Raw genomic sequence first — 12,832 nt, 5'->3', positions numbered from 1 at the left:
ATTTTCGAACGACAATCCAAGATGAAAAGACTGCCTCGGATGATCCCTGTCAGGGATTCACAAAGTTGGCGGGATCGGAAAAAAATGCTTCCACCTTGTCTTTCGTGAACGCCTTCCCATCGAACCAATAGTGCTTAAAGCTCTTTAGCAAGAGCCTACACCCCAGTTTGTCGTAGTCTTTGATTGCCCTCGGTGCGTAGAGATTGAGGTGGTCCCTCCGGATTTCCGAACTCGAGCCGACATGAGCCGGTTCCGAGGCTTGGATGAGCTCCATGTCGGAAAACTCTCCCTTGTGGCTTATCCAATACCGGACGCAATCCATCGGCGCTTTGCTTGAAGGAATTTTTATCGCTCGCGCGCGTCGGTTCAATGTTTCAGCTTCCGCCGCGAGTGCCTTTCGACTGGCGAGGACGTCGTTTTCTACGGCCCAGAAAAACCAGTCGGGATCTGAAACAAGTATCTGTGGCAATGTTTTTGGCTTGGACGACCACTTCCCAAAATTCACTTCACTCCACATAAACATCCCCCAAAATTAACGGCCGAGTATTGCTGCTCTAATCGAAAATATGGTGGCGGTTAAGCGAGAAAGCAAAATCGGTGCTTCTTATAGTTGTTGATGACGCCGCGATAGCGACGTCGGCCTGTTGAATCTCTCCTGGTTTTAAAAGAGATTCAGGTCACAGGGGAAGGCACATCAACAATCTGATGTCAGAGCCAAGAGCGGTCGAATCGACAGCGGGGCCAATCAGCCTGCACGAGGAGCTCATGGCAAAGCCGTACGCGACGGAAATCAACAGCCTAGAAACAACATTTGCTTGGGCGAATAGAAAGGATATTGACGATCTGCGAGCGGCAATCCGTACGGCAGGCCTTTTCCCCCTCCAGGCGATCGGTTCCGGCGGTTCACTCACCGCCGCGCATGCGCTTGTCGCCCTCCATCAGGCATTTACCGGTCGTCTTGCCTCGGTGTCGACTCCGCTTGAAGTTTCCGCAGATCCACTCGTCGGTGTGTCCCATTGGCTGTTGAGTGCGGGCGGCGGAAACGTGGACATCATCGCAGCCGCAAAAACACTTGTGACACGCGAGCCGCGCCAACTTGCGATCATATGCGGGAGAGATGACAGCCCGCTTGCCGATCTATGCCGCCGCCATCCCTATGTGGACCTAGTGATCGCAACATCGCCTGCCGGAAAGGACGGATTTCTGGCGACCAATTCCTTGCTGGGCTTCATCTCGCTTCTTGCTCGGGCCTATGCCTTCGAGCACGATGGCGATCGAGAGTGGGATGCGGCGGTTGCGATTGTCGATCAGCTCCTTTCTGCGCAAAGTGATGTGGTAGCGTCCTGGCGAGTAGAAACTGGTCGCCTTTGGTCGCGCGGCACGACGCTGGTGGTTCACGGCCCAATGACCAAGGTTGGCGCGATCGACCTAGAATCAAAATTCACCGAAGCGGCTCTTGGGAACCTTCAACTCGCAGATTATCGAAATTTCGCGCATGGCCGCCACCATTGGCTCGCCAAGAGAGGTGACATCAGCGGCGTGCTTGCCCTGGTTTCAGATCATGACCGTGCACTGGCGGAGAAAACACTAGACCTGATCCCCGGGGACATACCAAAAGCTGTTGTCGACCTTCCCGGTAGCCCTGTCGCTGCCATGGTCTCTTCGCTCATTGCAGCCTTAAGGATCACCGAGTGGGCCGGTCTAGCGGTGGGCATCGACCCAGGACGGCCAGGTGTGCCGGATTTCGGGCGCAAGCTCTACAATCTCCCCCTGCCGCGGTCCAGGAAGACCAAGCTTGCACTTTCGATTGGTTCTCGCGACGAGGCCGCAATATCTCGAAAGGCAGGCAAGACCGCCGCCAGCATGGACGGAGAAGAACTTGCTCGCTGGAAGCGAGCCCTGACGGCCTATCGTAAGCAGCTTGTGAACAAGCGATTTTCGGCCGTCGTATTCGACTATGACGGGACGCTGGTCGATACACGGCATCGTTTTCAGCTGCCGCGTCAGGACATCGTCGCTGAGCTGATCCGGATACTGAGAGCGGGTGGTCGCGTCGCGATTGCCACCGGGCGCGGCTCGTCCGTCAGGAAAGACCTGCGAAAGGTGTTGCCGGAACGATACTGGGGCGACATCCTCGTCGCTTATTATAACGGAGCCGAGATTGCGCCATTGAGCGACGCGGCTGTCCCTGATGGACAGGCGGCGTGCTGTCCCGAACTCGCGTCTCTGGCGATTGCGCTACAGCGTCATCCAGAGCTCGCCGACTTCACCGAGCAGACCAACCGGCAGTTTCAGATCACGCTTCAGGCGAAGACCGACATGGGCGAGGGGAGACTATGGGACATTGCCCATCAAGTTATCCTGGCGACCGGAAGCGAGGGCGTGAAGGTGACGCGCTCAAGTCACTCCGTAGACATCGTTGCGGCCTCGGTTTCGAAACTTAATGTCATCGACAGACTGAGGTCGCAATTGCGACCTGGTCCGATCTTGGCGATCGGGGATCGCGGCCGGTGGCCTGGCAATGACTTCGAGCTTCTGCGTGGCGAAGATTCGCTCAGCGTCGATGAAACGAGCGTTGATCCTGCAAGCTGCTGGAACCTGGCCGAATCCGGACAGCGCGGCGTGGAGGCGACACTGGATTATATCAGGCTCCTCGAGGTCGTGGACGGGCAGCTCGGCTTTGTGAAGGATGCGCTGACGTGAACGAAGGACTTGGGCTGCGGATATTGAGCGAGATCATGGCTTGGGACGACGACCAGGCCAGACGCGAGTTCAGCTGGTTGCGTCTGATGTCGAAGCTGAAATACGACGGTTATCGCGATTTTCAGGCAGGTATGCGGTTCATTGAAAGCCTTGGGACCTGGCTGCAGCAGTTTGATCCCATCGAGCGTCCGACAGCCTACGCGTTCGTGCGTCAATCCCTGATCTACGTGGGCCAGGCAGAGATGAACCGCCTCGTGGAGCAATTTTATCCGTCCGTCGTGCGTGAGCGCATCATCAGCATGGTCGCGGCGGAAAAGGGAATTCCGCGCTACCGGGTCTGGGCCGATAGCGATGCGAGAGATGCAGCCGGTCGCTTGCGACGGCAGACGCTTTTCATGGGATTGAGTGACGGCGCCAGGATTGATGGCATCCGGCATAACAATGTCGGCATCCTGACGAACGAGCAGTTCGTCCTGGCGACCCAGCTCGACGAAGACAAATGGCAAGATCTGATCGATGACCTTCGCAAAGACCTTAAGGACCCGGACGCACAGTTCAGGTTGGTTTACCTGATCGACGATTTCGTCGGAACCGGGACCTCGTTCCATCGCTGGAACGACAAGAAGCAGAAGTGGTCCGGAAAGCTTTCGCGTTTCAAGGAATCGCTTGAGAATGTCGTCGGCGCGCTTTCGGCCAAAGTGTTGGCCCCGGATTGGGAACTCTGTGTCCACCACTATATCGCGACGCATGCGGGCGCAGGCGAGATGGTCCGACGGGTTGACGACGCCAAGGACGCCTTGAAAAAGGAGGGGTGGACGGAGACGATCAATTTCTCGTTTGGGACGATTCTGCCGCCGGATCTTCCCGTAGACAAAAGCCCGATGCCATTGGAGGACTTCATCGCGCTTACCCAGAAATATTACGACCCGAAAATCCAGACCGAGCATACGGATGTCGGAGGGGTCGAGCACCTGGGTCTTGGCTATGGCGGATGTGCCTTGCCACTGGTTCTCGAACACAATACGCCCAACAATTCTGTCGCCATACTCTGGGCAGAGACCGAGGGTGGCGAAGCAACGATGGCGATGCGTCCGCTCTTCAGACGAAGGCAGAGGCATTCATAGGATCATCATGGTCAATCCCTTCGAGAAACGCGCAACCGAATATCTACGCGACGACGAGGCCTTTCTTGCCGTCGTTACCCCTGAGCCCTTGGCGACCTTCTTCCAGAAACACGCTGAGGAGGGAAAGCTCTATGACCGCCTGACAACGATCATCGGGACGCCCGGTAGCGGAAAGACGACGCTTGCGCGTCTCTTTCAATATTCGACATTGCGGACGCTGTTGCGAAATCGCGGCCAGGATATCTATGACGATCTGATCGACACGTTGACGGCCTGCGGGGCGATCACGACCGGGATGCCGGCGGTCATCGGGGCACGCCTGCCGCTTGAGGGTGAGTACCGCGAATTCTGGGAGTTTCCATATCCCGATGAGCTCAAGAGCGGATTGATGACGGCTCTCCTGCAGGCCCGGACAGTGCTGGCCTGGATCAGGGACGTGCAGTTGGCGGGCGCATCGATCGAGGACATTGAAATCGTGCCGAGACCCGACGCCGAAGCGGCGCTAACGGCCATTGGCGGGACAGATGCGCGTGGGTTGCTGGAGCGGGCGCGGGAGATCGAGCTTGCGATCTACAATATCTCGGCTGCTCTGGTTCCACCAGAAATAGAAGAGATCGAAAAGGAAGTTGCCGCGGCGGCCTACCGCCCGTTCGATGTCATCGAGACGTTCCGCCTCAAGGAGAACAACCAGTCATCCGTCCTGAAGCCGCTGGTGATCTTCGACGACGCCCACAGCCTGCATCCGGCGCAGTTCCAATCCCTTCAACGTTGGCTTAGCCGGCGCGAGCTGCGGGTCTCGCGCTGGGTGCTTACGCGCCTTGATGCCCTGACGCCGGCAGACGTGTTGGTTGAAGAAAACGAGATCGCGCACGCCAGTGAGCCGGGCCTTAAAAAGTCGCGCGAGACAACCACGATATGGATGCAAAGCGGTGGGGACAGGCTCAATCAGCGCCGCGCATTTCGCAAGATGGCCAAAGGGATGGCCAATCGATATCTCGCGCAGATGGATATTTTCCACCGTCGCCGACTCAATGATCTCGGAAATCTGCTTGCGACCTATATCGAGCCGATTTCGCAGTCGAAGCGAGAAAGGCTTGCAAGCCACGTCGATAGTCTGCAACGGCGCTTCAAAATCACTGCGGAGCGAAGGACCGGCCTTGAACGGGATATCGCTAACTATCTGAAGGACACGACCGAAGACTGCGAAGAGGTCCGACTTTCCATGCTCGGCGTGCTTTTCCAGCGTTATGCCAAACGCGTGCCGCAGCAGGGGCTTTTCGACGATGCCGGGCAGGACGCCGAACCGTCACGCCCGCTCGTTGCGGACGACAAGGTCTACGAAGGTGCGAAAATCCATCTACTCCACAAGCAAGATCGGCCCTATTTCTATGGGATCGATCCGTTATGTGACGCGGGCTCAGAAAACGCCGAACAGTTCCTTCAGCTCGCCTCACGCTTGGTTGCCCAATCCGAAACGCAGCTGATCCGTTCAAAGTCGCCAACCTTGAGTGCGAGCTCGCAGCATTCGCTCTTGCGAAACCGGGCTGCCGAAATGATCCGGGAGTGGGATTTCCCGCACCATCAGCAGGTCAAGAAGCTTGCGGATGGGATTGCGGCTGCTTGCGTCAAGAAGAGCCTTGAGGGAAACGCGTCGCTTGGAGGTGGCGCCAATGCCTTCGGTATACCGCAGGAAGAGTTCTACGAAATTCCCCGCAACCAGCCGGAGCTGGCGCGCATCCTGCAATTCGGCGTGGCCTATAACGCCTTTGTCCTCGTTCCCAACCACGGCACCAAGAAGCGTCTCTGGGTTCTCGTTGAGCTGGGCGGCGTGCTTTTGCTTCACCACAGGCTGACGCTCAAGCGCGGTGGTTTCCTTGAAAAGCGGACCAACGACCTGGTACGTATCCTGAACGAGGTTTGAAATGGCGCGCGACTGGCGATGGGACCCTTGTATTTCTCACAGAGGCGACGCTGTATCCGGATTCATTGACGATTATTTTGCCGATACCAATCGCAATGTCATCGTGATCGCCGGGGCAGGCTTCGATCCCCGTGCCTGCGTGATATCGCGAAAGCTGGCCGTAGCCGGGGCGCCGCTACGCGGACTGTTCCTCCAGGAAAATCGACCGGATCCCTCGCCCGAACTCGTATCGCGGGCTGCGAAGAATATCGCCGATCTGCAGACGATCGTGCCAAACCACGCGCTCGTTCCTGTCGATATCTTCGGCAGCGATCTCGCCGTGATTGGCGGTCGAAACGTGGCGCGAGCCCTTGCGGGGCAAAATTTTGACGGCGTCACGGATGTCGTCGTCGATGTCAGCGCCCTGTCGGTCGGAACCAGTTTTCCGATCATCCGACTCCTCGTCGAGTACAGCCAGCGGGGCAAGGGGCCACCGAACCTCCATTTGCTCGTCGCGCACAATCCCGCTCTGGACGGCGCGATCAAGACGATCGCCAGTGATTCCCCGGGCTATGTTCATGGCTTTGTCGGCGGCCTTACGCTCAACAAGTTCGCCGCGGCGGCCAAGCTCTGGCTGCCGCAGCTGGCGACGGGGAAGCGCGCCGCTCTGGACCGCCTCTATGATTTCGTCTCGCCGCACGACACCTGCCCGATCCTGCCATTCCCATCTATGGACCCGCGGATTGGCGACCGCTTGGCGGAAGAATTCATGGTCGAACTCGATAGCGCCTGGTCGGTCGATACTCGCGACATCGTCTACGCCGATGAGCGAGACCCTCTCGATCTCTACCGGACGATCTTGCGCCTCGACGATCTCAGAAAACCGGTCTTTTCCGAGGTTGGCGGCTCTCGCCTCGTGCTCTCGCCGCTTGGTAGCAAGGTGATGGCACTTGGGGCACTGATGGCTGCACTCGAGCGGAATTTACCAGTCGCTTACCTTGAGGCTCTAGGATATGATTTAGATGCATCAGTCTCGGACGCCCCAGATTCACCGCATCTGGTTCATATTTGGCTGGAGGGAGAGGTCTATCCTCAGCCGAGGCCGCTGCTACACACATGACGAAAGGACGAGCGCGTTATGTCGATCGTCATCGACAGACCCAAGATTTTCGGCACCGGGCTGGTCGCCCTTGACCTTGTAATGGGCCTCGATCCGAACACCCCGGTACAATCCTGGGCGGGCGGCACCTGCGGCAACGTCATGGCCATCATGTCTTATCTAGGCTGGGACGCCTATCCGATTGCCAGGATGAACGGTGATCCTGCGTCCGAACGCGTACGTACCGATCTTTCATCGTGGAACGTGCATCTCGATTTTGCCAACTGCGCGCCGACCGGCCATACGCCGATTATCATCCAGCAGATCCGGCGCGGACGGGATGGCACCCCGACGCATCGCTTTCTCTGGACCTGCCCGCATTGTGGCCAGCGCCTGCCCAGCTACCGGCCGGTCACCCAGGCTTCGGTTGAAACCATCGTTCCACACCTACAAAGTTCGTCCGTTTTTTTCCTCGACCGTTTATCGCGCGCCGCCCTGACACTTGCCGAGAGCGCAGCCTCGGCGGGCGCAGTCGTCGTCTTCGAGCCGTCCGGAAAAACGGACGACAAGCTTTTCGCGGAAGCGCTTGGTTTGGCGCATGTGGTCAAATATTCGGATCAGCGCCTCGCCGATGCGGGACAGGCCATGTCTGAGGGAACAGCGACGCGTGTCGAAATTCAGACGGTAGGAGCCGATGGCCTTCGATACCGCCACCGGCTCGACGGCAAGGTGTCGTCATGGATAGTTGTGCCCGCCTTTCCAGTCGCAAACCTCGTAGATAGTTGCGGGTCAGGGGACTGGTGCACCGGTGGCTTCCTGATGAAAGCCGCTGGCAGCGGGCTGAACGGATTGATGAGCATTGGCGAAGCCGGGCTGAACGAAGCGCTGCGATTTGGCCAGGCCCTTGCCGCATGGAACTGCGGTTTCGAGGGCGCAAGGGGAGGGATGTATCTCGTCTCGCGACCGGATTTCGATCGGCAGATACGCTCCATTCGCGAGGGACGTCCGACGCTGGTGGCGATCGACCGGACAATCAAGGTTGGCGCGTCGGTTGCTTGTCCAGCATGCCCGGACCAGCCGGATAAGCTGCCTCGTGCTGCCCGGTCTGCGGCCTAACACCCTTCGTTATTTCAGGAATAAGCCTGTCTTGGCATTGCGGCTACGCACGACAGGCCGCGGGTCGGATTCGACGCTCGCTTCGAATTCTCGAATCTTCCTGGCAAGTTCCGACGCTTTGCGTGCATGATCCGTCGGCTCTGACGCCAGATATTCCGAATACTTGGTCTTGACGGCCGTACGGACGGCAGCACTGGAGCCGCTTCTGGCACCGGTTTTTGCTGTTCGCGAAAGCATTTTAACGGCCATTGAGCAATTCCCTTTCCACCGTTCTCAGAAACTGGAACTCCTTCAATATAAGAGCTTCCAGCGTATCCAGCAACTCCTGCTGCACATCCTGGTCGAAGTCGAGCTCGATGTCGCTGTCGAGCGTCACAACGACTTTAGTCTGAGCATCGATCTCCATAGGAACGCAGAGAACCCAGCTAAGATCCCGCCAGATCAGTTTTCGCAACCAACGATCTTGCGGAGCCGAAAGACTTCGGTTCCAGACCTCGGCATCACTCTTCGAAACGTAAAGGGTCTCATTCTGCCTCCAGGCGTCTCCGATCAAGGAGCGGTCGAGAGGTAGACAAATCCTTTCGTCGGACAGGTCGGCATATCCGGAACTGAATTCCAGCCGGACAGTGCGATTCCGTGGTCCGATCGGGATTGCGATGGCGATGCGTGTTGTAAATTGCCGACCGGGGGACGCGGCTGCGGCAAATGCGGCCTCGATAAATTCGTGGCACTTCGAAGAGACCGCTTCGCACATATCGTTGATGCTTCGCGGCAATTCGATCATGCGGGCAATGAGACTTCCATCGCAGAAAGTCTCAGTCTTTTGAACAATCTCGGCGGCGCGCGTTCGACCGATGTCGAAATCTAGGAGGCCCAGATCGACGACCAGACGCTCCGAAGTCAGGCGATCGACACCACGTTTGTTGAGAATTCCCGAGCCGAAGATCATTGTTCTAACGGCGGATCCGATCGTCCATCCTAATTGGGGCGACCTTTCGACGCCACCGACACTGATCTCGATGGCCGCCGTGAGGGCGTCGCGATCGGTGGAACGTTCGTCGTCGAATGTCCACGCGGGAAGATTGGAAACGAGCCCTCCGTCCATAAACCAGTTTCCGCCGATCCGTCGCGGCCTGAAGACTCCTGGGATGGCGATAGATGCGCAAACCGCGTCCGAGACGGCCACGTCTGGGGTAGTTTCAGCGGAGAATACCGTCAGCTCCTGTCTGGTGATGTTTGCGGCCACGATCTTCAAGGGTAGACGGCCCGCCTCGGCGAGGTCCTTGAACGTCACAGGTCTGCCGCGGCGCGAGCCATGATGTTTGACCGACAGCAATTGGTCGAGGCCGGTCTTGACGTTGTCGAGAGACACGACGCCTCTCATAAAAAAAATCGCTACTCCCGTCGCTATAACGAGTGTGGCGAGGAGAAGAGCCAGTGCCGGTTGCGGAAACAGCCAGAGACCGATGACAGCGGTCGCAACAACGATGAAGCCAACCACCTTCAGCATCCAAATTCGAGCGAGCAGAAACCGGGTCAGTCTCAGCCTGAGCCACGCATTATCGCCAAAGAGCTTGGCTGGTGTTTTCGCCGGCTGCTTGATCTGGCCTGCATCCAGATTGTCAGGATCGAGGTCAAGTCGATCGAGAATATTCGCACCTGTCTTATCGGAAAAAATCTCCTCGGCGTCGTAGCCGGCACAGGCAAGCGCCGCAAGAATTGCGCCGGCAGACGTGCCCGCTAGTCCCGAAATCTCGACATTGTGCTTGGATAATGAACGATAGGCGCCTACATGGCCAAGGCCTCGCGCGCCTGCACCTTCAAAAACGCAATATACCCGCTGCTTTTCCAACCGAAAATCCTACCCAACGCGACGAGGCAATCCACGTCGGCGGCCATAGTGCTAACCGACAGATCTGCTACTACACCAGCTCGTCATCAATGTCCCGATGGCGGCGTCCGTATTAATCTGGTCTTGCAAAGGCGACCGGATCAAAAGTTTGGGCGTGGTGGTCAAGGTCGTTGAAGGCAGGTAGGTGGCGGGCAACGTTCCGTCGATGATTTTCCCAGGCTCGGGGCATTGTGAAGCCGAATACCTGGAAGGACCTTAGCCATGGCTGCTACGCGGGCGCAGGTCACGTCATGAAGAAGACAACGGCCATCAGATAGCCCGCATTTTTCAAGAGAGACTTTTGACGGAAATCTCCGTTAATTTCTGGAGCTTATCAAAATGGACGCGGGTCGACGGGTCGATTCCGTTCAAGGCGAAGGCTGCGGCACGCTGAGAGGGCGGCGCGTGGATCCCTGCTGCTGCGGGCCTAAACACCGACAGTATACGCATCTCTCAGTCATGTAAGAGCGAATTACTAACGCAAATAACGCCACCGAGAGCTACCCCAGCCACCACACCGCTTGGCCCGAACCATTGAACCTGAACCGTATTCGGCCCTCTACAACTTCTCGCCGGTCTTTTCTTCATACCAGTCGCGAATGGTCATGCACAGAAGTCCGACCAGTGGTGCTTCAAGCAAGGGGAGCGTCTCGCCATCGGGTGCAAACGAAGGCGCGTCGTATTGGTCCATTGCCCATGTGCCGATGAACTCTCCATCACGGGTCACTACCGACCCGTCATCGCAGAGATTGATCGGATACATCAAGGGACCATCGTACGTCACGCCGTAGCGCCGCCAAGCCTCTCGAAGCTCCTCGCCCGTAAGCTGGGCAGGTGGGTCAAAGGGCGGCAGTTCAGGCTTTGGCTCACGTTTGCCGGTCTTCTTTCGCTGTTTCCCCTGACGCCATGGTGGAGATGGGTTTGCAGCTGCGCGCTCCATCTGCCGGTGGAGATTTTCCTCTTCGAAAGCGCCTCCCGTACCGATCTGATCTTGAAAGACTGCAGCGTGGCCAACGATTTCGGGCATTCGCCCTTCGCTGGCAGGGATGCTGGGGATCGACGTGTTGAACTTCGGGGCGAAGGCACGAATGGCCGCGCTTTCTCTTTCGTGCATCTCGTCCGGTGGGCAGGGGGCCAGAGCAAGAGACCACGGCAGTGAAACGTCAGGAACACGGTGGTAGTAGCGGCCCAAGCTATCAAAAGGCCGTTCCGTTAGGTTCCATGATTGACCGACATAGACGATCTCATCAGCGCAGCCGATCAAGTAGATGCCACTTCTTGAGGTAAGACCCGCGTAAAGGATGTTCAGATCTTGGTGCGGATTGCGTACAAAGACCTGCCGTCTCCACGCCACGAACTGCTTGTGATTGTTCAGCATCTAAGTCTATCCGCAATGCGGGTCCTGACGTTACTGTAGCAGTTTCATTTCCGCCGGGCGGTTTGCCAAGCCGGACACGCGAGGTCAGGGCGGCGATGCATCGTAACTGCATCTCGGTATTGCGCAAGTGATGGCGCACGTTGCCAGCAACCATGAGTCGGACGGTTCAAAGCCCTCTTTCCTCTTTCCCGCCCAACTCCCGGGCGGCACCAACGCGCCCCATTTCGGTCATAGAGGCCGTCGTTTGCGGGCCTGAAAGCGGCCATCGTTCGCGGTGAGGTCTCGTCGCGTTTGCGCCAATACAAGACGTGCCCTCACGCGTTGATGAAGGACCTGCTTCGATCCCACTACCGTCGTTCAACGCTCATTCGCAGTCTCCTCAAAGAGGCCATTCGTCGTCATCCGGCTATGCCATACAGGCGCGCTATTCCGTTCGTTACTTCGCCCCTGCGCGATACTTCAAAGCTGACATCTAAAGAACATGCACTAGATCTGCTTTACGAGAGAGTTTCATTGTGGTCGTCTGGCATTTACGTAGCCGCGCTGGAGCCCGTCGATAGGGGCAGTTCGAAGACGCAACAAATTACGCCTGGCCATAGGGGGGAGGATGGAAGACGAATATCGACAGTGGGGGGCGAAGGAGGGCGGCGGTTTCAACGAGCCAACACTCGCATATAAGCAGAATCCCACGATGGAGACGTACCTTGCCCTGCGTCGAGCCCATCCGGATGCAGAAATCGAAATCTCCGCTTCACGAGGGCTCGATACCTCATTCCGGATTGAACCAGAACTGCAAAAGCACGGGTTTGACCCCTCCGACATTGCTGCGATTCTCGATGCGGACCATGAGGCGATCAGCAAGGTTGCTTTACAATGCATGGAAAAGCTTATCGCCGCCAAAGAACTCGCGGCCAAGGGTGAGACTCACTTAGTTGGACGAGGAATGGCGGTGCCGCTCGCTCTTGTTGACTGGATAATCATGGTCGCTCTCGATGGCATGAGTTGGACTGAACAATTGGAGATTCCACGCGATCTGATCGTTCTAATCCAAAATCGCTTGGGAGGGATTCAGGGGAAATACTATCGGAACAGCGAGTTACGTGAGCGGAAGCAAAATGCGCTCTTTATTGCCGGGCAGATGCTCGCTCGCGGTGAAAAAACCGGCATTCGCCAGCTTGCCCGTCTCCTCGGATTAGAGGCGAGTAGCGTCTCTCGCTGGTTCGCGGAAGGCGAGTTTGAGCGGGAGTCCCAGCGATAATGCGTCGTGGTTTGATGAGAACGGAAGCTTAAAGCCACTGTTGCACCGCAAATGACGTGCGCAACACCATCGTCCACCTGTAGTTTCCTCCTAATGGAGACACCGATGAACGAAAAACGTCCAACACCTGCCAAGCCCGTCGAACAGCTTCACTTCCGGATCAATCAGGTCGAAGTTTTAGCAAGCGGACGATTTGCGATAGTGATCGTCGTCGGCGCTATTCTGTTAGCAATTCTTCTAGTCTGACGCCCTATGCGGCGCTACTCACAGTTGGCAAAGCTCTTCGAAGAGCTCGCGACCGAGAGGCATCTTTTATAACAGTCATTACCGAAAGCTACCCTTTTGCTGTCAAGCCTGGCACAT

At 57.3% G+C, this 12,832-nt stretch carries 11 protein-coding genes; 7 read left to right on the top strand and 4 right to left on the bottom strand.

From position 1 onward, the window contains the following. Window positions 1–49: 49 nt before the first annotated feature. Entirely contained in the window at window positions 50–517 is a 468-nt protein-coding gene (locus tag C1A35_RS36210; protein ID WP_158665243.1) for a hypothetical protein, read from the bottom strand. Between the two features lie 248 nt (window positions 518–765). Between C1A35_RS36210 and C1A35_RS34100 the strand changes: the two genes are divergently transcribed. Genes C1A35_RS34100 through C1A35_RS34080 form a run of 5 tightly spaced genes read left to right on the top strand, consistent with a single transcriptional unit; the run spans window position 766 to window position 7,942 of the window. Further along, window positions 766–2,703, top strand: a complete 1,938-nt coding sequence (locus C1A35_RS34100; protein WP_104668676.1) for an HAD hydrolase family protein — start codon at window positions 766–768, stop codon at window positions 2,701–2,703. Then, window positions 2,700–3,827, top strand: a complete 1,128-nt coding sequence (locus tag C1A35_RS34095) for a phosphoribosyltransferase-like protein (RefSeq protein WP_104668659.1) — start codon at window positions 2,700–2,702, stop codon at window positions 3,825–3,827. The genes C1A35_RS34100 and C1A35_RS34095 overlap by 4 nt, the downstream gene beginning before the upstream one ends. Window positions 3,828–3,834: 7 nt before the next feature. Then, entirely contained in the window at window positions 3,835–5,748 is a 1,914-nt protein-coding gene (locus C1A35_RS34090) for an ORC-CDC6 family AAA ATPase (protein WP_104668658.1), read from the top strand. A 1-nt stretch (window position 5,749) separates the two neighbouring features. After that, window positions 5,750–6,847, top strand: coding sequence for a hypothetical protein (locus C1A35_RS34085; protein ID WP_104668657.1), 1,098 nt, complete (start codon window positions 5,750–5,752; stop codon window positions 6,845–6,847). 18 nt (window positions 6,848–6,865) lie between these two features. Next, a complete protein-coding gene (locus tag C1A35_RS34080) occupies window positions 6,866–7,942 on the top strand; it encodes a carbohydrate kinase family protein (RefSeq protein ID WP_104668656.1) in 1,077 nt (358 codons plus the stop codon). 9 nt (window positions 7,943–7,951) lie between these two features. Here the strand turns inward: C1A35_RS34080 and C1A35_RS34075 are convergent, their stop codons facing one another. The 3 genes from C1A35_RS34075 to C1A35_RS34065 all read right to left on the bottom strand — a co-directional run bounded on the left by C1A35_RS34075 (window position 7,952) and on the right by C1A35_RS34065 (window position 11,211). Continuing rightward, on the bottom strand, window positions 7,952–8,191 hold the full coding sequence (locus tag C1A35_RS34075) for a hypothetical protein (RefSeq protein WP_104668655.1): 240 nt from the start codon (window positions 8,189–8,191) through the stop codon (window positions 7,952–7,954). Continuing rightward, entirely contained in the window at window positions 8,181–9,794 is a 1,614-nt protein-coding gene (locus C1A35_RS34070; protein WP_104668654.1) for a patatin-like phospholipase family protein, read from the bottom strand. The genes C1A35_RS34075 and C1A35_RS34070 overlap by 11 nt, the downstream gene beginning before the upstream one ends. A 598-nt stretch (window positions 9,795–10,392) precedes the next feature. Then, window positions 10,393–11,211, bottom strand: a complete 819-nt coding sequence (locus C1A35_RS34065; protein ID WP_104668653.1) for a GIY-YIG nuclease family protein — start codon at window positions 11,209–11,211, stop codon at window positions 10,393–10,395. 607 nt (window positions 11,212–11,818) lie between these two features. On the opposite strand from C1A35_RS34065, the gene C1A35_RS34060 reads away from it, so the two are divergent. Continuing rightward, window positions 11,819–12,469 carry a hypothetical protein gene (locus C1A35_RS34060; RefSeq protein ID WP_104668652.1) on the top strand — a complete coding sequence of 217 codons (651 nt, stop codon included), beginning with the start codon at window positions 11,819–11,821 and terminating at the stop codon, window positions 12,467–12,469. A gap of 105 nt (window positions 12,470–12,574) precedes the next feature. Beyond that, window positions 12,575–12,715 (top strand): hypothetical protein, encoded by a 141-nt coding sequence (locus C1A35_RS36205; protein WP_158665242.1) that lies wholly within the window; start codon window positions 12,575–12,577, stop codon window positions 12,713–12,715. Window positions 12,716–12,832: the final 117 nt, after the last annotated feature.

Source organism: Ensifer adhaerens, assembly GCF_002940685.1.
Taxonomy (GTDB): domain Bacteria; phylum Pseudomonadota; class Alphaproteobacteria; order Rhizobiales; family Rhizobiaceae; genus Ensifer; species Ensifer adhaerens_E.
This window is presented reverse-complemented; position numbering and strand designations above follow the sequence as displayed.